Origin of the sequence: Vibrio sp. 10N.247.311.12, from assembly GCF_041467515.1 — a bacterium.
Lineage (GTDB): Bacteria > Pseudomonadota > Gammaproteobacteria > Enterobacterales > Vibrionaceae > Vibrio > Vibrio crassostreae_C.
On the sequence record NZ_JBFSUV010000013.1, the window covers coordinates 75,400 to 96,133 of the forward strand.

A 20,734-nucleotide genomic window follows, 5' to 3' on the forward strand; every position below is an offset into this window, starting at 1 on the left:
AATTATGTCTCTGAATGCAGAAACTAAAGCAGCAATCGTTGCAGAATACGCACAATCTGAAGGCGACACAGGTTCACCAGAAGTACAAGTAGCACTACTTACTGCTTCTATCAACCACCTACAAGGTCACTTCAAAGCGCACAAACACGATCACCACAGCCGTCGTGGTCTACTACGTATGGTTTCTAGCCGTCGTAAGCTTCTTGATTACTTGAAAGGCAAAAACCTTGCTCGTTACCAAGACCTAATCAAGCGTCTAGGCCTACGTCGCTAATAGCGATGTCTGCAAAGACAGTTTGAAGAAAAGGAGCATTTATGCTCCTTTTTTTGTGCCTGTAAGAAAATGCTAGGCTGGATGCTCAGAATATCATCTGGCTTTTTCTGATAGGAAATATATCTCCTAATAAAAATAGTTTATACTACGCCCGCCTATAGCGTTTTCAGCGTTTGGCAATCAACCTCTCAAGAGATTACAGTCACAGATGTCGGCCAATAGGTCGCGACTATTCAAAGGCGGATTTGGTCTTAATTCGGCGTATGAACACATACAAAGAGTCACCATCCTAAGTCCCTTTTCACTAGTCGCGATTGGTAATGTCTTGAGTCATTATTCACTTAATCTAAAGTCTGGCTTTAGAGCTAAGGATATACAATGTTTGAAAAACCAGTTGTAAAATCGTTCCAGTACGGTAACCACACCGTTACTCTAGAAACGGGCGTAATTGCACGTCAAGCTACTGCTGCTGTAATGGCGACTATGGACGATACTTCAGTATTCGTTTCTGTTGTTGCTAAGAAAGAAGCAGTTGCAGGTCAAGACTTCTTCCCACTAACAGTAAACTACCAAGAGCGTACATACGCTGCGGGTAAAATCCCTGGTGGTTTCTTCAAGCGTGAAGGTCGTCCATCTGAAGGCGAAACACTAACAGCTCGTCTGATTGACCGTCCAATTCGTCCACTTTTCCCAAGTGCGTTTAAAAACGAAGTTCAAGTTATCGCTACGGTTGTTTCTATCAACCCTGACGTAAACCCAGACATGATCACTATGATCGCAACATCTGCTGCGCTTGCTATCTCTGGTGTTCCATTCAATGGTCCTATCGGTGCTGCACGTGTTGGTCACATCGACGGCGAACTTGTTCTTAACCCATCAAATACTGAGCTTGAAAACTCTAAACTAGACCTAGTTGTGTCTGGTACAGAAGGCGCAGTACTTATGGTTGAATCTGAAGCAGATAACCTATCTGAAGAAGAAATGCTTTCAGCTGTTGTTTACGGTCACGACCAACAACAAGTTGTAATCAAAGCAATCAACGAGTTTGCTGCTGAAGTTGCAACTCCATCTTGGAACTGGGAAGCACCAGCAGTTAACACTGAGCTTAAAGCTCAAGTTGCTGAACTTGCTGAAACTCGTCTATCTGACGCGTACCAGATCACTGAGAAAATGGCTCGTTACGAGCAAGTTGGCGCAATCAAGAACGACGTTGTTGAAGCTCTAATTGCACAAGACGAAAACCTAGATGAGCGCGAAATCCGCGGCATGCTTGGTTCTCTAGAGAAAAACGTAGTACGTAGCCGCATCATCGCTGGCAACCCACGTATCGATGGCCGTGAAAAAGACATGGTTCGTGCGCTAGACGTACGTACTGGTGTTCTTCCACGTACACACGGTTCTTCTCTATTCACTCGTGGTGAAACTCAAGCACTTGTTACTGCAACGCTTGGCACACAACGTGATGCTCAAATCATCGACAGCCTGATGGGTGAGAAGAAAGACAACTTCCTTCTACACTACAACTTCCCTCCATACTGTGTAGGTGAAACTGGTTTCGTTGGTTCTCCTAAGCGTCGTGAAATTGGTCACGGTAAGCTTGCTAAACGTGGTATCCAAGCAGTAATGCCTTCTGTTGAAGAATTCCCATACACAGTTCGTGTTGTATCGGAAATCACAGAATCTAACGGTTCTTCTTCAATGGCTTCTGTATGTGGTACATCTCTAGCTCTTATGGATGCTGGTGTTCCAATCAAAGCTTCTGTTGCGGGTATCGCAATGGGTCTTGTTAAAGAAGGTGACGATTTCGTTGTTCTTTCTGACATCCTTGGCGACGAAGATCACCTAGGTGACATGGACTTTAAAGTAGCAGGTACTAACGCTGGTATCACTGCACTTCAAATGGACATCAAGATCGAAGGTATCACTAAAGAGATCATGCAAATTGCACTTAACCAAGCGCAAGGTGCACGTAAGCACATCCTTTCTGTAATGGATGAAGCTATCTCTGGTGCTCGTGAAGATATCTCTGAATTCGCTCCACGTATCCACACAATGAAAATCAGCTCTGATAAGATCAAAGATGTTATCGGTAAAGGCGGCGCAGTTATCCGTGCTCTTTGTGAAGAAACTGGTACTACAATCGAAATCGAAGACGATGGCACAATCAAGATTGCTGCTACTGAAGGCGCAGCTGCTAAAGAAGCTATCCGTCGTATCGAAGAGATCACAGCTGAAGTTGAAGTTGGCCGCATTTACCAAGGTAAAGTTGCTCGTCTAGCTGACTTCGGTGCATTCGTTACTATCCTTCCAGGTAAAGATGGTCTAGTACACATCTCTCAAATCGCTGACAAGCGCGTTGAGAAAGTGTCTGACTACCTAACTGAAGGTCAAGAAGTTCCTGTTAAGGTTCTTGAAATTGACCGTCAAGGCCGTGTACGTCTAAGCATGAAAGAAGCAGTTGAAACGCCAGCTGAAGGCGAAGCACCTGCTGCTGAGTAATTCTCAGTGTGTCGATGGTGATATCGCTTTTTAGTGATTTCTAACCTATCGTCAACAAAGCATGTTATAAAGGGGAGCATATCGCTCCCCTTTTTTATTGCGGTCATAACAGGAGTAATTATTTGTGAAATGGTTTCAAACCGCGAGTATGTGTTTACTGCTTGTACTAACAGGTTGTGCGACAACATCAGATAACACCTCAAGTTGGGTTTATCCACCGATGGCTGTGCCACTGCAACCAAGCGTTCAGCAAGAAGTTCAAATTGCACGTCTTAGTCAGTTATTACAGCGCCCAGATTTGAACGATGAAGTTCGAGCTAAGATGCTATTTGAACGTGGTAACTACTACGACAGTGTTGGCCTGCGTGATCTCGCGCGTCTCGACTTCAACCAATCTCTTTCATTGAACCCTGCTCAACCTGATATCTTCAATCTTTTGGGTGTTTACTTTACGCAGGTAGGGGAGTTTGATGCGGCTTATGAATCTTTTGATTCTACGTTAGAGCTTGATCCTGCAAACTCTTACGCAGAAAGGAACCGCTCTATCGCGCTTTACTATGGCGAGCGTTACGACTTAGCCAATGAAGAGATGATGAAGCACTATGCCGACGATCCTAGCGATCCGTTTCGCGCTCTGTGGTTGTACATCATTCAGCATGAGCTGACGCCAGAGCAGGCTAAGCTTGATTTGCAAAAACGTTACGAGAGCCGTGATGAGCAGTGGGGTTGGGTATTAGTCGCGATTATGCTTGATGACATTACTGAAGAGCAGGCTTTCAAGGCGATCTTAACCGGTACTCGTGACAACACGTTACTTGCGCAGCGTCTAACAGAGACGTACTTCTACCTTGCTAAGCGTTACCATATGAATGGTGATTACGCGAATGCTATCTCTTTGTACAAGTTAGCGGTTTCTTTTAACGTGTATGAATACGTAGAACATCGTTACTCTTTCTTAGAGTTAAGCCGTATCTTCACCACACTTAAAGCTGAGCACTTAGCGCAAGTTAAGCTGGCTGAGGCCGAAGAAGAAGCCAACGCTAAGTAAGCAACACATTTTGATTCCGAAAAGCCGCTGTCTGTCAGCGGTTTTTTTATGCTCCTTTTTTATGATCTTCATCTCGTTTTGATTGCTTTTTATTTAAATAACACTAAAATAGTTAGCCTTGCTAACTAAATGCTATTCTTTGATTAGGTGAGTATGCTGAACCAGAATTTAGAAAAGATTGAGCGCTTCGCCTCTAAGATATGGCGCACTCAGGTAAATGAAGATCCTATTTGCCAATTGAGCTTCAATGAATATGACTATTTGAAGGTCATTCAAGCCTCTCCTGAACCGATCCGATTGACAGATCTGGCGATTGAAATGCAAGTAACCAAGCCTTCAGCAACTACTATGGTTCAAAGGTTAGAGAGAAAAGGTCTCGTTGAGCGTAAAGCTTCGCTCGAAGATGCGAGGTCTAAGTTGGTCGTACTGACCAGCAAAGCGGAAGTCGGCTTGGAAGAAGAAAGTAAGATCTATCAGGTCATGGCACAGATACTGGAAAGCCGTTTGTCTGAGCAAGAATCTCAGCAGTTAAACCTATTATTAAATAAAGCTTTAAAGTAAATAATTTAGATATTTAGTTAGCCTTGTTAACTAATTTTTCGAGTCATATCTTGTTGATATGCGACTCACAAATGAAAGTAGAGTAAGAAATGAGTAACTCAATTAGTCGTCAATTTTGGCGATACACAATCCCTACCGTGGCGGCCATGTTGGTTAATGGCCTGTACCAAGTGGTGGATGGCATCTTCATTGGCCGCTATGTGGGGGCTGATGGACTTGCAGGTATCAATGTTGCGTGGCCTGTGATTGGTTCGATTCTTGGTATTGGTATGTTGGTGGGTGTGGGCACAGGTGCGCTTGTCTCGATTCGCCAAGGTGAAAAAGATACTCAAGGCGCTAAGCAGATCTTAGCAACGGGCTTAACCTTGTTGTTAGCGATAACGCCTATTGTCTCTGCATTGCTGTTCTTGTTTGCTGATAACTTCTTGCTTTGGCAGGGCGCTGAAGGGCGAGTGTATGAACTTGGTCTGCAGTACTTACACATTCTGATTGGTGCTAGTGTCTTCACGCTAGGTTCGATCGCGATGCCGTTTCTACTGCGTAACGATGACAGCCCTAATTTAGCGACGATATTGATGATCGTTGGTGCTGTGATTAATATCGTACTCGATTACCTGTTTATCGCTCTGTATGGTTGGGAGTTGATGGGCGCGGCACTAGCAACAGCTATCGCACAATTTGTGGTAACGGGCTTAGGTCTGGCTTACTTCTTTTCACGTCGAGCAAATTTACGCTTACGTTGGAATGAGTTACGACTGAAGCTATCGGTTATCCCACAGATCTTCGCCATTGGTACATCAAGCTTCTTTATGTACGCTTATGGTTCGATGATGGTGGCGCTGCACAATGCGTTGTTCTCCCAATATGGCGACCAGTTGATGATTGGTGCTTACGCGATTTTGGGCTACATCGTGACGGTTTATTATCTCACGGCTGAAGGTATCGCCAATGGCATGCAACCTTTGGTGAGCTACAACCATGGTGCGCGTAACCAAGCGAACATTCGTAAGTTACTTAAGATTGCGATGCTGAGTTCGGTATTGATTGGTGTGGCGTTCGTGCTGCTTCTGAACGCATTCCCACGTGAGTTTGTATCAGTCTTTAACTCGGACGAACCTCAGTTGGTTGAGTACACGGTGTTGGGTATTCGCCTTCACATGTTTGCACTGGCGCTGGATGGCTTCTTGGTAGTCGCAGCTGCTTACTATCAAGCGGTGAACAAGGGCAGCAAGGCGATGTTTGTGACTATAGGTAACATGCTGATCCAGTTACCTTTCTTGTACATTATGCCTAAGTTGTACGGTGTACCGGGGATCTGGATTGCGTACCCACTGTCTAACATCGCACTAAGTGTGGTGGTGATGGTAATGCTCTACAAAGATATAAAGAAGCTCGATGCCTCACCGATGGAAACAGCGACGGCATAGGTCGTGTTTCTTAAGTCGAATTAAAAAGGTCTAGCGAATGCTAGACCTTTTTTGTATCTGTTGCTGGTTAGTCCAATGCGAGGAACTAGATGTTCTTAACGTCTAAACCTGCAAGCTGATGCCAGTAACCATTACATTGGCGGCTTTCAATCTTCATCGGTTTTTGACCTTGCTCGTTCGCTCTGAAGTTATTGATTTCAGAGAAGGTATCGATGCCGAGTGGGCTTAAACGAACCACATCAACCAAGTCGTGCATATTTGGCAAATCGTTGACTAGGTTGTAGCAGTAGCCTGATTGCGTCTGAATACCGTTAAGGTTGAAGACTGATTGGCCTTCTTGGCTTTCTACTTGTAGCCCTGTTGGGTACTTGATACAGCAGGTTTCGCAATCGTCTTTAGCTTTGTTTTCAGCGCGAGCGGTAAAGCAGCGTGCTGAGTAAGCAAGCGGTAGGTAGCCGTGGCTAAACACTTCAACTTCGAACTTGTTACGAATATTTAGCTCTTCGCACTGGGTCATTACGTTGCTTAGCCATTCGCGAGAAAGCTCAACCGGCATACACCAACGCGTCATACCTTGTTTCAAGAACAGGTTCAGGGTGCGTGCGTTGTAGGTGTTTACTGCCGGGCCAACCACGAAAGGTACTTTGCTTTCGCTGGCCAGTTGAATAGCAGACACATCATTGGCTTCGATCGCAAAGTCACCGTTATCGATGTACTTCTTCATGATGTTGACTTCGCTTGGTGCTTCTAGCAATGCCATGGTGGAAAGTACGACTTGCTTACCTGAAGCCGACAGCTCTTTAGCAATGTCCATCCAGTGTTTCGCTTTCATCTCACGACGCTTTGAACACACCGCTTCACCTAGGTAGATGATATCGGCTGAGCTTGATTTCGCTTGCTCATAGAAGCTTTCAACGTCTTGTTTTGGCCAAAAATAAAGTAGAGGGCCTAATGCGTATTTCATTGAGTTCTCCATTTGGCTCTATTGCCATTTACGGTGATAAGCGCCAAGCGTGGTTTGTGTACCTTCAGATACATTCGCCAGTGTCGCATTCCAAGCTTGTTCCACTTGGTATTGTTCTGGGTTCGCTAAGTAGCGATCGATAGCTGCGCGCCAAGTGCGAGTGACTTGTTCAACATAAGCCGGGCTGCGTTGGCGACCTTCAATCTTCACTGAGGCAACGTTTGCCGCGAAAAGCTCAGGCAACATGGATAGCGTGTTGAGGCTGGTGGGCTCTTCAAGTGCGTGATAGCGCTTACGTTCACCATCGATCTCGGCTTCAAAGCGGCCTTTACACAGCGTTGGGTAACCTGCGTTCTCACCTGCTTCATACTTATCGATAAGGATTTCGTTCAAGCGAGACTCGAGGCCAGTTTCTGTTTCTTGCCAGCGAACGTATTTTGCGGGAGAACAAGCACCAACGGTATTTGGTGATTCGCCTGTCATGTATGAAGAGAGGTAGCAACGGCCTTCTGCCATGATGCACAAGCTACCAAAAGCGAATACTTCAAGGTCAACGTCAGAAGTGATGTTACGAGAAAGCTGTTTGACCTGATGAATCGACAACACACGCGGTAGTACGACACGCTTAACGTTGAAGTTTTTATGGTAGAAGTCGATAGCCGCCGCATTGGTCGCAGATGCTTGCACTGATAGGTGCAGTTCGAGATCTGGATACTTATTTGCTGCGTACTCAAGCACCGCGATGTCTGCGATGATCAGCGCATCAACACCCAGAGCAGCGGCGTTGTCTACGGCATTGGTCCAACGGTCGAAGCCATTTGGGTGAGCAAACGTATTTAGGGCAACATGAATTTTCTTGTTGTGGTCATGCACATACTGCACAGCACGATCGAGCTTTTTACCCGCAAAGTTTAGGCCTGCAAAGTGTCGGGCATTGGTATCGTCTTTGAATCCGATATAGACAGCATCCGCACCACAATCAATAGCGGTTTTCAAAGCAGGTAAGTTACCCGCTGGGCATAAGAGTTCCATTTGCTCACTACCAGTAGAATTAAGTTGAAGCGAGCATTTTATGAAGAATTGTGAATGACGGAATTGATGTAAGGCAGGTTTAGATGGATAAATCTGCTTTTACTCCGTTTGAGGTACTGACGAGTGACCGTTTTACATGTTGGCTTGGTTTAAATATGAGGTACTTGATTAGTTCTTATGACGGCGGTTTTGGGCAAACAACTCTTCGACATCTTGTTTTGGTTGCGGACGGTAGAAGTGGAAGCCTTGAATCGAACTACAGTTGAGGTTCGATAGCAGAGTTGCTTGCTCACTGGTTTCGACACCTTCAGCAACCACGGTCAAATCGAGAGATTTACCTAGGTTGATGATGTTTTCAATTACGGTGATTTGCTTTGGTAGGGTATCGATATCAGAGATGAAAGCACGGTCTATCTTAAGCTCATCAATTGGGAAGCGAGCAAGGTAAGACAGTGAAGAGTAACCTGTACCAAAATCATCAATGGAGAGAGCAAAGCCAAGTTTCTTGATGGCGTTAAGCATTTGGAGTGTGTGTTCACTATCACTCATCACCGCACTTTCCGTTAGCTCGAACGTAATCGCACTTGGATCAAGCTCGGTCGAACGCAGTAGCTTTTCCATGTAATCAATCAGTTTCGGGTTACCAAACTGTTCTGGTGAAAGGTTGATAGCCACTCGACCTGGAAGGATACCTTGCATCTTCCAGCGCTTAACCGTAGCAAATACTTCACGCATTACCACTCGGCCAAGTTGTTCAATAAGCCCTGCTCGTTCCGCCACAGGAATGAACGCGGCCGGACTGATATAACCTTCGACAGGATGCTTCCAACGTACCAGAGCTTCAGCGCCGTTGATGGTGAAATCGCGGGCATTCACTTTCGGTTGATACCAAACCTCAAGTCCATTTTGTTGCAGTGCTTTTTGGAGCTCTATCTCAAGCCACAGTCGCATACGCGCTTCTTTATTCATCTGTTCGTTGAACTTGATCAGACGATTACGACCACGATCTTTCGCTTCATACATTGCTGTGTCTGCATTTTGCAGCAAGATACGAGCATCAGTACCATCTTGAGGAAAGCTCACACTACCAATAGAGCAGGCTAAGCGCTTGCTAAAGTGGTGAAGATCGAAGGGTTGATTGATCAGGGAAATGATCTTTTCAGCGAGCATTTCAGGTGTTCGCTGATGTTCAGGTTCTGGAAGGATAATACCAAACTCATCCCCGCCTAAATGTCCAATCACGGCCTTACGAGGCAGTAAGCGTTTAAGACGCGAAGCGACCTCTTTAATCACCTTGTCACCGATGTGATGACCAAGTGAGTCATTGATATTTTTAAAGTTATCAATGTCTAAGTAGAGCATCACCACCGGCGTATCGTTGTGAATGAACTGCTCAAGACGCTTAGTAAACCCAACTCGATTGTAGAGTTTGGTCAGTGCATCTATGTAGGCATCTTCACTGTTTGCTGGTGTGTATTGTTTTGCGGTTTCTTGTGCGTCTTGAATAAGCACCAGCTGAGTGTTGCTTCCAAGAACGGTGGTGGAGTCGATGTTGAGCTGGACCTTACGTTCAAAGCCGCATCGCGCACCCGTTAAGCAAACCAAACCAGACTCAGAAATAATAGAGCTGAGGTTATTATTGAAGACTGTTTTGGTTTGTTCATCGATAAATAGGCGTCCCAGCTGTTCGCCAATTAACTCTGTGGTTGAGTTAAAGCCAAGCAGGCGCGCTGCCGCTGGGTTGGATGACAAGATATAGTCACTTTCAACGAGCAGTAATCCGTCAGGGAGTAGTTGAGATAGTTTGTGGAATTTGGCTTCGGATTCTTCTAAAGAACGGACAAGTACTTGGTTTTCTGATGTGTCGAAGGCGTGAAAGACGATGTAGTCGGTTTTGTTGCCATTGGTAAGCGGAGATAGGCTGAAATGAAGGCTGGTATCGAGGTCTGTTTCGTTGAGGGTGACTTCGGCCTCAATCGTTTCGCCACTGAATGCACGCTCATAGTAAGGCTTGAGATGTTGGTAGAACTGTTCGCCCAATGTTTGGCGATCATTCATGCCTGCAAGCTCTGTTTGACTCAAACCAGCAATATCGCAGTAACGCTCATTCACCATAAAATAGTTATGTTGAGCATCAAGTACTGCAAAAAAGAACGGACTATTTGCAGTTAGCTGGGTAAACCAATGTTGTAGTTGTTGGGGAGGCATCAAAGTACTACCAATTCTCCAAGAGCTTGAATATTCACTATCGATAAATATTTATTACTTTTTGTGTGGCTATCGATATTTACCTGTGAGTGCAGCGATCCGCTGTAATTCTCATTACCTGAGTTACTATAACTGTGATTTTCAGGATATTAAAGGTCGAGTATCAAACAGAAGTTAATTTGATACATAACAGTAACTGAGATCTCAACATCATCTATGATGCATTCCATATTATTGACAAAGTTACGGATAAGTCACGTGATAAACAAGATTCGCACTCAACTAGTTCAAAATGCCGCATCAATTTTGCGATCTCCAGTCCAGTTATTGCCTAAAACAGTACAAAAAAGAGCCTTATTGGAGGCGCTTAAGAATGTATTCAAGGAAGCTTTAGAGGACGGTGACTTTGAGTTTTTAGAAGACAAATGGCTGAAAGTCTCAATAAAAGACATGGGGTTAAGTTGGTGTATTAGCTACAAAAATGAGCAACTGGTTGTAGCTGATAAAGAGGTGGTTGAAGATGTAAGCTTTAGCGGCAATCTTAACGATCTTGTGTTGATTGCGGGGCGTAAAGAAGACCCAGATACGCTTTTCTTCCAACGTAGACTGTCTATTGAAGGCGATACCGAGCTCGGTTTAGAAGTTAAAAACTTGATGGATAGCGTAGATTTGGACTTATTGCCGACTCCTATGAAAACTTTGTTAAATCAATTAGCTGATTTTGTGCAGAAGGGAGTACAATCCCCAGATACACAAAGTGAGGTAATGAATGCTTATTCGAACTGAAGCACCGGCAGATATACTTGTCATTGATCGTTTATTGAAATCTGTTTTTGAAACAGATGCAGAAGCTAACTTGGTTATGAGCTTGCGTGAGAATAGCCATTTAACGCTATCGCTGGTGGCTTGTTCTGATGAAGGCGAGGTGGTTGGTCACCTGATGTTTAGCCCAATTACCCTTAAAGGTGACGATCACAACTGGCAGGGGCTTGCACCACTTGCTGTGAAAGAAGAGTTCCGCAACCAAGGCATTGCTAAATCACTGGTTGAAGATGCTTTCTCTACTTTGGTTGATTTTGGTTACCCAGCCTGTGTCGTGCTTGGTGATCCTGCCTATTACGGTCGCTTTGGTTTCAAGGCTGCGAGTGAATTTGGTTTGAGCTGCACTTGGGATGTACCTGAAGGAGCTTTCCAAGCTATCGAGTTAGTTGAAGGTGCGCTTGCAGGGCATTCTGGTGAGATTGCTTACAGTCCTGAGTTCAACGACTTATAAGCTGATTTATCACGCAACAAGATACAAACTGATTTAGTCTAAATAAAGGAGCTTGATGCTCCTTTATTTTTTGTTAGTATCAGCCCTGCTCTAATAAGCGCTCTTTCAATAGAGGCAGCTTTCACAAAACTAGTTCTAACAAACTTCTGGTTTCAATAAACTTTGGCTCCAATAAACTTAAGGTTACTACCGCTAGATATGTCACAAACACACGCGCAATACCTACATGAGATGGGCATTAGCCAATGGGAACTAAGTCACCCAGAGCGTTTAGCAGGTTATGAATCTGAATTGACTCCGCTCTCGAGCGATTGCAAGTTACTGTTGGTTTCGCCTGAAAAACCTCAGGAAGATCTCGCCGTGATGTTTGAGCGAGTACTCAAAAGTATCAAGCTCGACTTATCTCAGGCTTTACACCTTCAACCGCAACACTTGTCTACTGTGGATTTAGGTTCGGTTGAGTGGATATGGTTTGCTGGTTGTGAGTCGGCTCAAGAGCTGAAGGCTAAAACACTTCAATCGCCATTACTGTCTGACATTAACGGTAACAACCAACACCGCCGCGACTTATGGCAACAAATTTGTGCTTATGACTAATCAATTTTTACCGACTTCACAACAACACCTAGACGCCATTTGGAAGATAGAGCAGGCCGCGCATTCTCACCCTTGGTCTGAAAATATGATCCGAGATCTTGATAGCCGAGGCGCTTGTCATCATGTCCTTGAAGTTGATGGACAAGTGGTGGGCTATTTCTTCGCGCAAAACATCGTTGGCGAAGTCACATTGCTTAATATCGCGGTAGACCCAAGCCAGCAAGGCAAAGGGTATGGAAAAGCGTTAACGGAACATTTCCTTGATATGTGTGAGCAAGCTGACGCGGAAAGTGCTTGGCTAGAAGTTCGCGAAAGTAATGTGAACGCGTTTAATCTTTACGAAAAGGCAGGCTTCAACGAAGTTGATCGCCGTCGTAATTACTATCCAACTAAACAAGGCAACGAAGATGCCATCATTATGAGCTATCTTTTTATGTCTTTTAGCTAGTCATGTTACGTCTTTTCGCTAACTAGATAGCTAATCACAAAATTAGCCCAAAAATAGGGTGTAAACTGACCCTTTAGAAAGTGATACGCTTTCTGTATAATCCGCACACAGAATTCAAGGGCAAGTATTATCTACTTGCCCTTTTTACGCTTTAGATCAGCAAAGGGCGACTATGTCTTTCCAACAAGAAGTGAGCAAACGTAGAACGTTTGCGATTATCTCTCACCCGGATGCGGGTAAAACCACGATTACTGAAAAAGTTCTTTTATTCGGAAACGCGATTCAAAAAGCTGGTACCGTAAAAGGCCGTGGCTCTAACCAGCACGCTAAATCTGACTGGATGGAGATGGAAAAAGAACGTGGTATCTCGGTAACTACGTCGGTAATGCAATTCCCATACAATGATTGCCTAGTAAACCTACTAGATACTCCAGGACACGAAGATTTCTCGGAAGATACGTACCGTACGCTAACAGCGGTTGATTCATGTTTGATGGTTATCGATGCTGCGAAAGGTGTCGAGGATCGTACTCGTAAACTAATGGAAGTAACACGTCTGCGTGATACGCCAATCGTAACGTTTATGAACAAACTTGACCGTGACGTTCGTGACCCAATGGAAGTGCTTGATGAAGTAGAGAGCGAGCTAGGTATGGCTTGTGCTCCAATCTCATGGCCAATTGGTTGCGGTAAAGAGTTTAAAGGTGTTTACCACATTCACCGTGATGAAACGATCTTGTATGAATCTGGCCACGGCCACGAGATCCAAGAAGTTCGTATCATCAAAGGTCTAGATAACCCTGAGCTAGATGAAGCGGTAGGTGCTGATCTTGCGGAAAGCGTACGTGAAGAACTAGAGCTTGTTATTGGTGCTTGTCCGGAGTTTGATCACGAACTGTTCCTTGCTGGTGAGCTAACGCCGGTTTACTTCGGTACTGCATTGGGTAACTTTGGTGTGGACCACATGCTTGATGGTCTAACGAAGTGGGCTCCTGCACCTCAAACGCGCCAAGCGAATGAGCGTGATGTAGAAGCGACAGAAGAGAAATTCTCTGGTTTCGTGTTTAAGATCCAAGCAAACATGGATCCAAAACACCGTGACCGTATCGCATTCATGCGTATCGTATCAGGTACTTACGACCAAGGCATGAAGATGAACCATGTTCGTACTGGTAAGAACGTAAGTATTTCGGATGCGGTAACCTTCATGGCGGGCGACCGTGCGCGTGCTGAAAAAGCATACGCTGGTGACATTATTGGTCTGCATAACCATGGCACAATCCAGATTGGTGATACCTTTACTCAAGGTGAGAGCCTTAAGTTCGCTGGTATTCCTAACTTTGCACCTGAGCTATTCCGTCGTATTCGCCTACGCGATCCACTTAAGCAGAAGCAACTTCTAAAAGGCTTAGTTCAGCTTTCTGAAGAGGGCGCAGTACAAGTATTCCGTCCTATGCAGAACAACGATCTGATCGTTGGTGCGGTTGGTGTACTTCAGTTCGACGTGGTTGTAGCGCGCTTGAAAGCGGAATACAACGTAGAAGCTATCTACGAAGGTGTTAACGTTGCAACAGCTCGCTGGGTTGAGTGTGACGACGCTAAGAAACTGGAAGAGTTCAAACGTAAGAACCAATCTAACCTAGCGCTAGATGGCGGTGACAACCTGTCTTACATCGCACCAACTATGGTGAACTTGAACCTAGCTTCTGAACGTTTCCCTGAAGTTCAATTCCGAGCGACGCGCGAGCACTAATTTCTCCGCGATCTATTAGAGTTAAACAAAAACGTCTATTGTTCTGCAATAGGCGTTTTTTAATGCGTTTTATTTGAGGTTTAAAGGCTGAGGTTAGAGGCAGTTATGTTGGGTTGGATAAAAACTTGGGTTAAAAGATATGATAAGTGGTGTGAAGAGCTTGGGCTAACGCCTGAAAACAAGCGCAGTTGTGTTCCTTATCGTCGAGATCCTCAAGGGCAGCAAGCTGAGAGTGGGAAAGATGACACAGCAAACAAGTGATTTTCCGCTATTTGATACACATTGCCACGCAGACTTTGAGGCGTTTGAGCAAGGTTTTACCCATGAGCTGAGCATTGAGGGATATATCAAAGAGGCAAAACAGGCTCAAGTTGAGAAGTTACTCATCCCTTCTATCGGTCAAAATAACTGGCATAAGCTTGAGAAAATTGCGCAATCTCACCCCAATGTTTACTACGCATTAGGCTTTCATCCTTACTTTTTAGAGCAAGCGGATGAGATGCAATTTGAAGAACTTCACCAACTACTCGCATCAAAAACACGTCAGTGTGTGGCCATTGGTGAGTGTGGGTTGGACTTTTTTGTGGATGTGGAACAGGAGAAACAAGAGCGCTTTTTCATCCAGCAAATGGAACTTGCCAAGGCGTTTGACCTGCCTTTAATCATCCATGAGAGGAAGTCTTACAACCGACTTATCGAGCTAATAAAGCAGCATAAGTTCACCTTAGGTGGTGTGATTCACGGTTTTTCTGGGAGTGAACAGCAAGCTTTGGCGTGGATCAAGCTCGGTTTCTATATTGGCGTCGGTGGAACGATAACTTACCCAAGAGCGCAAAAAACACGCACAACCATCGCAAAATTGCCCCTTGAATGTCTGGTATTGGAAACGGATGCTCCGGACATGCCCATGTATGGAAACCAAGGAAATGTTAATCATTCCAAATATTTAGTTACGATCTTAAATGAACTTTTTTTGCTTAGAAAAGAGCCAAAGCAATCGATTGCAGCGCAAATTTGGCAAAATAGCCATCGCGCATTCGGTATATGTGAATAAAATCGAAGGTTTTTGTTTATCGTTTGCGTAAATTGCACTGAGCTTGTGATTTGGGTCACATTTGCGTGTGAATGGTACATGAATCTTCTACGAAAGTGTGAGGACGGCATTACTTTATTAGTGGTCGCATGAGTATAATTGCCTCCGCTTTATAGCCCCATTTTGTAACACGCCAATAAATAACTAATAAGGAAGTCATAAACTATGAGCCTGTTTATGAGCCTAGTCGGAATGGTTGCACTGATCGCAATCGCAGTACTACTATCTGACAACCGCAAAGCTATTAATCTAAGAACAGTGGGTGGCGCTTTCGCTATCCAATTCGCACTTGGTGCATTCGTACTTTACATCCCTTGGGGTCGTGATCTACTTGCAGGTTTCTCTGCTGGTGTAGCAAACGTGATCGACTACGGTAAAGACGGTACTGGTTTCCTATTCGGCAGCCTAGTTAACTTCTCAGTTGACGGTATCGGTTTCATCTTTGCTTTCCAAGTACTACCAACTCTGATTTTCTTCTCTGCACTTATCTCTGTACTTTACTACATTGGTGTTATGCAAATTGTAATCAAAGTTCTTGGTGGTGGTCTTCAGAAAGCTCTAGGTACTTCTCGCGCCGAGTCTATGTCTGCAGCAGCAAACATCTTCGTTGGTCAAACTGAAGCACCTCTAGTTGTTCGTCCATTTGTTCCTAAAATGACTAACTCTGAACTATTCGCAGTAATGTGTGGTGGTTTGGCTTCTGTAGCTGGTGGTGTACTAGCGGGTTACGCATCTATGGGTGTACCTCTAGAGTACCTTGTAGCAGCATCATTCATGGCAGCACCAGGTGGTCTACTATTCGCTAAAATCATCAAGCCTGAAACAGATACGCCAGACGACAACATCGCTGACGAAATGGACGGTGGCGATGACAAACCAGCTAACGTTATCGACGCAGCAGCAGGTGGCGCATCAGTTGGTCTACAACTAGCACTTAACGTTGGTGCAATGCTACTAGCATTCATCGGTCTAATTGCTCTAATCAACGGTATCCTAGGTGGCATCGGTGGTTGGTTCGGTATGGAAAACCTAACTCTAGAACTTCTTCTAGGTTGGATCTTCGCACCGCTAGCATTCATCATTGGTGTTCCATGGGAAGAAGCAACTATCGCTGGTTCTTTCATTGGTCAGAAGACAGTTGTTAACGAATTCGTTGCATACCTAAACTTCGTACCATACGTTGGTGAAAACGCTCAAGTTGTTGCAGCAACTGGTCAAGTGATGTCTGAGAAGACTCAAGCTATCATCGCATTCGCACTATGTGGTTTCGCAAACCTTTCTTCAATTGCGATTCTTCTAGGTGGTCTAGGTGGTATTGCACCAAGCCGTCGCCACGACATCGCACGTATGGGTGTTAAAGCGGTAATTGCTGGTACTCTATCGAACCTGATGGCAGCAACAATTGCTGGCTTCTTCCTGTCTTTCTAATTAGTTAGAAATCGATATATAGACGCCATAATAATATCGCCCCGTAGCAAGAAATTGCTGCGGGGCTTTTTTGTTTTTAGGCCTAGTGATTCTTTGAGATGAGCATAAGCATCAGCTTGAAGTCGATAATGGGTCTAGAATGTTTTTTTGAGATACAAACCGTTTGCGTTCTAAGGAGCACTACAATTTATTGATGGATACCTATAATGTATAAGCTAAAGGGATAGGATGTCTCTGTTGGCAAGAAAGTAACCTCGAAATCAACTCGAACGTTATTCTTCTGGGATTAAGCCAAAATTAGCGATACGCTATAGATGTTAGACACAACATGACTGATTTGTTGTGCCATAGACCAAACTGGTACTGTGCGGTGACAAGGATTGCAATTGGTAGCGAAAGTTATCAAGTCTTCAGGGAACCAAGTCCGTTCATTTGTGGCTACTGAGCATTACTAAAATATCCATCTATACTGGATGGAGGGCGAAGTAGTTAACTATTTGAATATATTGATCGGAGATAGAAATGAGCGATTTAAAAGCAGCAGCTCTACGTGCACTTAAACTTATGGACCTAACTACGCTAAATGACGATGACACTACAGAAAAAGTAGTGGCGCTTTGTCATGACGCGAAGACTGCAGTAGGCAACACCGCTGCAATCTGTATTTACCCTCGCTTTATCCCAGCAGCTAAGAAAGCGTTGCGTGAGCAAGGTACTCCAGAAGTACGCATTGCGACTGTAACTAACTTCCCTCATGGTAATGACGACATCGAAATTGCTGTTGCAGAAACAAAAGCAGCGGTAGCGTACGGCGCAGACGAAGTTGACGTAGTATTCCCATACCGTGCTCTTATTGCTGGCAACGAAGAAGTTGGCTTTGAGCTAGTTAAACAGTGTAAAGCAGCTTGTGGTGACATCACGCTTAAAGTGATCATCGAAACAGGTGAACTGAAAGAAGAAGCACTGATCAAGAAAGCTTCTCAAATCTGTATCGAAGCAGGTGCAGACTTCATCAAAACTTCAACAGGTAAAGTGCCAGTAAACGCGACTCCAGAGTACGCGCGCATGATGCTTGAAGTTATTCGTGACATGGGCGTTGCTAAAACAGTTGGTTTCAAACCAGCTGGTGGCGTACGTACTGCTGAAGATGCAGCACTATACCTAGCAATGGCTGATGAGCTATTAGGCGCTGAGTGGGCAGACAACATGCACTACCGTTTTGGTGCTTCAAGCCTACTAACTAACCTTCTTAATACATTAGAAGTGACAGACCAGACTGCTGATCCAGCAGCATACTAATATCCCAATCGGGTGTAACAAGATTTAGTCTGTTTGATGGAGTGGCGTTAAGTCACTCCACATTACCTCTTTCCCTACACACCATACTCACTAGAGTTTGGGAGGCACTAATGTATCTACCTCAAGAAATTATTCGCAGAAAACGTGACGGTGAAGTCCTAACAGCTGAAGAGATTAACTTCTTCATTCAAGGCGTAGCTAAGAACACGGTTTCTGAAGGCCAAATTGCAGCATTCGCAATGGCTATCTTCTTTAATGAAATGACAATGCCAGAGCGTATCGCACTAACGTGTGCAATGCGTGACTCAGGCATGGTGATTGACTGGAGCCACATGAACTTTGATGGCCCAATCGTTGATAAACACTCTACTGGTGGTGTTGGTGACGTAACTTCTCTGATGCTTGGCCCTATGGTGGCAGCATGTGGCGGTTTCGTTCCAATGATCTCTGGTCGTGGTTTAGGCCACACTGGCGGTACGCTAGACAAGCTTGAATCTATCCCTGGCTACAACATTACACCAACCAATGATGTGTTCGGTGCAGTAACGAAAGATGCTGGTGTAGCGATCATCGGTCAAACAGGCGATCTAGCACCTGCTGATAAGCGTGTTTACGCGACTCGCGATATCACAGCAACAGTCGATAATATCTCGCTAATCACGGCTTCAATCCTATCTAAGAAACTGGCCGCTGGCCTTGATTCTCTAGTTATGGACGTAAAAGTAGGTTCAGGCGCATTCATGCCGACTTATGAAGCATCTGAAGAGCTAGCGAAGTCTATCGTTGCAGTAGCAAACGGTGCGGGTACGAAAACAACAGCAATCCTAACGGACATGAACCAAGTACTGGCTTCTTCAGCGGGTAACGCAGTAGAAGTTCGTGAAGCGGTTCAATTCTTAACAGGCGAATACCGTAATCCACGCTTGTTAGAGATCACGCTAGCATCGTGTGCTGAAATGTTGGTGCTGGGTAACCTAGCTAAAGATTCAGACGAAGCGCGCGAAAAACTGATGGCAGTACTGGATAACGGTAAAGCAGCAGAGTGCTTTGGTAAGATGGTAGCGGGTCTTGGTGGTCCAGCTGATTTCGTAACGAACTACGATAACTACCTAGAAAAAGCAGACATTATTAAGCCAGTGTACGCGCTAGAAAGCGGTGTGGTATCAGCAATGGATACTCGTGCAATTGGTATGGCTGTGGTTGGTATGGGCGGTGGTCGTCGCGTAGCAACTGACAGCATTGATTACGCCGTCGGTTTTGATCACTTCATTCGCCTAGGTGAAGTAGCAAGTGAAGATAAGCCATTAGCAATGATTCATGCTCGCAACGAACAACAGTGGCAAGAAGCTGCAACAGCATTACAAAATGCAATCACTGTGGGCGGAGAATATACAGCAACGCCAGACGTTTACCGTCAGATTCGTTCTGAAGACGTGTAAATAACAGGTATCGGTATACCTCGCGTATACCGATAAACAGAGTTCTGGTGCAAAGAGCAATAAGTTGGTGAAGAAAATGAAAAGAGCATTTATTTTAGTTTTAGATTCATTCGGTATCGGTGAAACAGCGGATGCAGACAAATTTGGTGATGTAGGGTCTGACACTATGGGCCACATCGCAGATCATTGTGACCAAGGTCTTGCAGACAATGCAGATCGTAAAGGTTCACTGGCACTGCCAAACCTGTCTAAGCTAGGTCTAGCGATGGCTCACAAAGAGTCTACGGGTCGTTTTGCTCCTGGTATGGATGCAGACGCTGAGATCATTGGCGCTTACGGTCACGCTGCTGAGCTGTCTTCTGGTAAAGACACGCCATCAGGTCACTGGGAAATCGCAGGTGTTCCTGTACTGTTTGACTGGGGCTACTTCACCGACAAAGAGAACAGCTTCCCAAAAGAACTGACTGACCGCATCCTTGAGCGTGCAGGCCTGTCTGGTTTCTTGGGTAACTGCCACTCATCTGGTACGGAAATCCTAGATAACCTAGGTGAAGAGCACATGAAGACTGGTCTGCCAATCTTCTATACTTCTGCAGACTCTGTTTTCCAGATCGCTTGTCACGAAGAGACATTCGGCCTGCAAAACCTATTAGATCTTTGTCAGATTGCTCGTGAAGAGCTAGAAGATTACAACATTGGTCGTGTTATCGCTCGTCCGTTCATTGGCCCAGGTAAAGGTCAATTCGAACGTACTGGTAACCGTCGTGACCTTTCTGTTGAGCCACCTGCAGCTACCATTCTTCAGAAGTTGGTTGATGAGAAGGGCGGTAACGTTCACTCAATCGGTAAGATCTCTGATATCTACGCGGGTTGTGGCATCACTCAGAAAACCAAAGCAACAGGTATCCCTGCGCTATTTGAAGCAACCAAAGATGCGATCAATGAAGCGGGCGACAACACTATCGTGTTCACTAACTTCGTTGATTTTGACTCAGCTTACGGCCACCGCCGTGATGTTGCTGGTTACGCAGCGGCACTTGAGTACTTCGATGGTCGCATCAATGAAATCATCGATATGATGAAAGAAGATGATGTGCTTATCCTAACGGCTGACCACGGTTGTGATCCGACATGGCCAGGTACAGACCATACTCGTGAGCACATCCCTGTGATTGTTTACGGTCAGAAGGTTCCAGCCGGTTCTTTAGGCCGTCGCGATACATTTGCTGATATCGGTCAAAGCTTAGCGTCATACTTTGGTACATCGCCAATGGGACACGGTACAAGCTTTCTATAATAGTTAACGAAGAGAGAGGGAAACTTCTCTCTTCTTTTTTGGTGCGCCGAGCATGGCGTTGATCTAGGAGGTGAAAGTCCTCTACGGGCTCAGT

At 45.0% G+C, this 20,734-nt stretch carries 19 protein-coding genes; 16 read left to right on the plus strand and 3 right to left on the minus strand.

The window, feature by feature from the left end; genetic code table 11:
- The first annotated feature begins 4 nt into the window (after positions 1–4).
- The 5 genes from rpsO to AB6E30_RS08000 all read left to right on the plus strand — a co-directional run bounded on the left by rpsO (position 5) and on the right by AB6E30_RS08000 (position 5,809).
- Entirely contained in the window at positions 5–274 is a 270-nt protein-coding gene (rpsO, locus tag AB6E30_RS07980; RefSeq protein WP_010436144.1) for a 30S ribosomal protein S15, read from the plus strand.
- A 378-nt stretch (positions 275–652) separates the two neighbouring features.
- Entirely contained in the window at positions 653–2,773 is a 2,121-nt protein-coding gene (gene pnp, locus AB6E30_RS07985) for a polyribonucleotide nucleotidyltransferase (protein ID WP_372050851.1), read from the plus strand.
- Between the two features lie 124 nt (positions 2,774–2,897).
- Entirely contained in the window at positions 2,898–3,821 is a 924-nt protein-coding gene (nlpI, locus tag AB6E30_RS07990; RefSeq protein ID WP_017059235.1) for a lipoprotein NlpI, read from the plus strand.
- Between the two features lie 153 nt (positions 3,822–3,974).
- Positions 3,975–4,382, plus strand: a complete 408-nt coding sequence (locus tag AB6E30_RS07995; protein WP_017056675.1) for a MarR family winged helix-turn-helix transcriptional regulator — start codon at positions 3,975–3,977, stop codon at positions 4,380–4,382.
- An 89-nt stretch (positions 4,383–4,471) separates the two neighbouring features.
- Positions 4,472–5,809 carry an MATE family efflux transporter gene (locus AB6E30_RS08000; protein ID WP_372103205.1) on the plus strand — a complete coding sequence of 446 codons (1,338 nt, stop codon included), beginning with the start codon at positions 4,472–4,474 and terminating at the stop codon, positions 5,807–5,809.
- Positions 5,810–5,894: 85 nt separating this feature from the next.
- Here AB6E30_RS08000 and AB6E30_RS08005 read toward each other — a convergent pair whose 3' ends face one another.
- The 3 genes from AB6E30_RS08005 to AB6E30_RS08015 all read right to left on the minus strand — a co-directional run bounded on the left by AB6E30_RS08005 (position 5,895) and on the right by AB6E30_RS08015 (position 10,013).
- Complete coding sequence (locus AB6E30_RS08005) at positions 5,895–6,773, minus strand: U32 family peptidase (RefSeq protein ID WP_017059237.1); 879 nt, start codon at positions 6,771–6,773, stop codon at positions 5,895–5,897.
- A gap of 18 nt (positions 6,774–6,791) precedes the next feature.
- A complete protein-coding gene (locus AB6E30_RS08010) occupies positions 6,792–7,805 on the minus strand; it encodes a peptidase U32 family protein (RefSeq protein ID WP_017068227.1) in 1,014 nt (337 codons plus the stop codon).
- A 168-nt stretch (positions 7,806–7,973) separates the two neighbouring features.
- Complete coding sequence (locus AB6E30_RS08015; protein ID WP_017059239.1) at positions 7,974–10,013, minus strand: bifunctional diguanylate cyclase/phosphodiesterase; 2,040 nt, start codon at positions 10,011–10,013, stop codon at positions 7,974–7,976.
- A gap of 258 nt (positions 10,014–10,271) precedes the next feature.
- Here AB6E30_RS08015 and AB6E30_RS08020 point away from each other — a divergent pair, with 258 nt between their 5' ends.
- The 11 genes from AB6E30_RS08020 (at position 10,272) to AB6E30_RS08070 (ending at position 20,640) form a co-directional block, all read left to right on the plus strand.
- Positions 10,272–10,799: an SCP2 domain-containing protein gene (locus AB6E30_RS08020; RefSeq protein WP_029235120.1), complete on the plus strand. Its 528-nt coding sequence runs from the start codon at positions 10,272–10,274 to the stop codon at positions 10,797–10,799.
- On the plus strand, positions 10,783–11,286 hold the full coding sequence (locus AB6E30_RS08025; RefSeq protein ID WP_017059241.1) for a GNAT family N-acetyltransferase: 504 nt from the start codon (positions 10,783–10,785) through the stop codon (positions 11,284–11,286). The genes AB6E30_RS08020 and AB6E30_RS08025 overlap by 17 nt, the downstream gene beginning before the upstream one ends.
- A gap of 198 nt (positions 11,287–11,484) precedes the next feature.
- On the plus strand, positions 11,485–11,883 hold the full coding sequence (locus tag AB6E30_RS08030; protein WP_017063280.1) for a DNA polymerase III subunit psi: 399 nt from the start codon (positions 11,485–11,487) through the stop codon (positions 11,881–11,883).
- Positions 11,876–12,331, plus strand: a complete 456-nt coding sequence (gene rimI, locus AB6E30_RS08035) for a ribosomal protein S18-alanine N-acetyltransferase (protein WP_017063281.1) — start codon at positions 11,876–11,878, stop codon at positions 12,329–12,331. The genes AB6E30_RS08030 and rimI overlap by 8 nt, the downstream gene beginning before the upstream one ends.
- A gap of 172 nt (positions 12,332–12,503) precedes the next feature.
- A complete protein-coding gene (prfC, locus tag AB6E30_RS08040; RefSeq protein WP_017063282.1) occupies positions 12,504–14,084 on the plus strand; it encodes a peptide chain release factor 3 in 1,581 nt (526 codons plus the stop codon).
- 105 nt (positions 14,085–14,189) lie between these two features.
- Positions 14,190–14,345, plus strand: a complete 156-nt coding sequence (locus AB6E30_RS08045) for a DUF5363 family protein (RefSeq protein ID WP_170791810.1) — start codon at positions 14,190–14,192, stop codon at positions 14,343–14,345.
- Positions 14,326–15,138 (plus strand): TatD family hydrolase, encoded by an 813-nt coding sequence (locus AB6E30_RS08050; RefSeq protein ID WP_229647649.1) that lies wholly within the window; start codon positions 14,326–14,328, stop codon positions 15,136–15,138. Before AB6E30_RS08045 ends, AB6E30_RS08050 begins: the two co-directional genes overlap by 20 nt.
- Positions 15,139–15,342: 204 nt before the next feature.
- Positions 15,343–16,605, plus strand: coding sequence for a NupC/NupG family nucleoside CNT transporter (locus AB6E30_RS08055; RefSeq protein WP_017058833.1), 1,263 nt, complete (start codon positions 15,343–15,345; stop codon positions 16,603–16,605).
- A 522-nt stretch (positions 16,606–17,127) separates the two neighbouring features.
- A complete protein-coding gene (gene deoC, locus AB6E30_RS08060; RefSeq protein ID WP_010436196.1) occupies positions 17,128–17,904 on the plus strand; it encodes a deoxyribose-phosphate aldolase in 777 nt (258 codons plus the stop codon).
- A 110-nt stretch (positions 17,905–18,014) separates the two neighbouring features.
- Complete coding sequence (gene deoA / locus AB6E30_RS08065; RefSeq protein ID WP_029405256.1) at positions 18,015–19,343, plus strand: thymidine phosphorylase; 1,329 nt, start codon at positions 18,015–18,017, stop codon at positions 19,341–19,343.
- A gap of 76 nt (positions 19,344–19,419) precedes the next feature.
- Positions 19,420–20,640 carry a phosphopentomutase gene (locus AB6E30_RS08070; protein WP_136977832.1) on the plus strand — a complete coding sequence of 407 codons (1,221 nt, stop codon included), beginning with the start codon at positions 19,420–19,422 and terminating at the stop codon, positions 20,638–20,640.
- Positions 20,641–20,734 lie beyond the last annotated feature (94 nt).

Coding starts and splice junctions, on each gene's coding strand:
- AB6E30_RS08070 (WP_136977832.1), top strand. CDS start 19,420: ATGAAAAGAGCATTTATTTTAGTTTTAGATTCATTCGGTATCGGTGAA.
- AB6E30_RS08025 (WP_017059241.1), top strand. CDS start 10,783: ATGCTTATTCGAACTGAAGCACCGGCAGATATACTTGTCATTGATCGT.
- AB6E30_RS08000 (WP_372103205.1), top strand. CDS start 4,472: ATGAGTAACTCAATTAGTCGTCAATTTTGGCGATACACAATCCCTACC.
- AB6E30_RS07995 (WP_017056675.1), top strand. CDS start 3,975: ATGCTGAACCAGAATTTAGAAAAGATTGAGCGCTTCGCCTCTAAGATA.
- AB6E30_RS08005 (WP_017059237.1), bottom strand. CDS start 6,773: ATGAAATACGCATTAGGCCCTCTACTTTATTTTTGGCCAAAACAAGAC.
- rpsO (WP_010436144.1), top strand. CDS start 5: ATGTCTCTGAATGCAGAAACTAAAGCAGCAATCGTTGCAGAATACGCA.
- prfC (WP_017063282.1), top strand. CDS start 12,504: ATGTCTTTCCAACAAGAAGTGAGCAAACGTAGAACGTTTGCGATTATC.
- AB6E30_RS08030 (WP_017063280.1), top strand. CDS start 11,485: ATGTCACAAACACACGCGCAATACCTACATGAGATGGGCATTAGCCAA.
- rimI (WP_017063281.1), top strand. CDS start 11,876: ATGACTAATCAATTTTTACCGACTTCACAACAACACCTAGACGCCATT.
- deoA (WP_029405256.1), top strand. CDS start 18,015: ATGTATCTACCTCAAGAAATTATTCGCAGAAAACGTGACGGTGAAGTC.
- deoC (WP_010436196.1), top strand. CDS start 17,128: ATGAGCGATTTAAAAGCAGCAGCTCTACGTGCACTTAAACTTATGGAC.
- AB6E30_RS08050 (WP_229647649.1), top strand. CDS start 14,326: ATGACACAGCAAACAAGTGATTTTCCGCTATTTGATACACATTGCCAC.
- AB6E30_RS08055 (WP_017058833.1), top strand. CDS start 15,343: ATGAGCCTGTTTATGAGCCTAGTCGGAATGGTTGCACTGATCGCAATC.
- AB6E30_RS08010 (WP_017068227.1), bottom strand. CDS start 7,805: ATGGAACTCTTATGCCCAGCGGGTAACTTACCTGCTTTGAAAACCGCT.
- AB6E30_RS08045 (WP_170791810.1), top strand. CDS start 14,190: ATGTTGGGTTGGATAAAAACTTGGGTTAAAAGATATGATAAGTGGTGT.
- pnp (WP_372050851.1), top strand. CDS start 653: ATGTTTGAAAAACCAGTTGTAAAATCGTTCCAGTACGGTAACCACACC.
- AB6E30_RS08015 (WP_017059239.1), bottom strand. CDS start 10,013: ATGCCTCCCCAACAACTACAACATTGGTTTACCCAGCTAACTGCAAAT.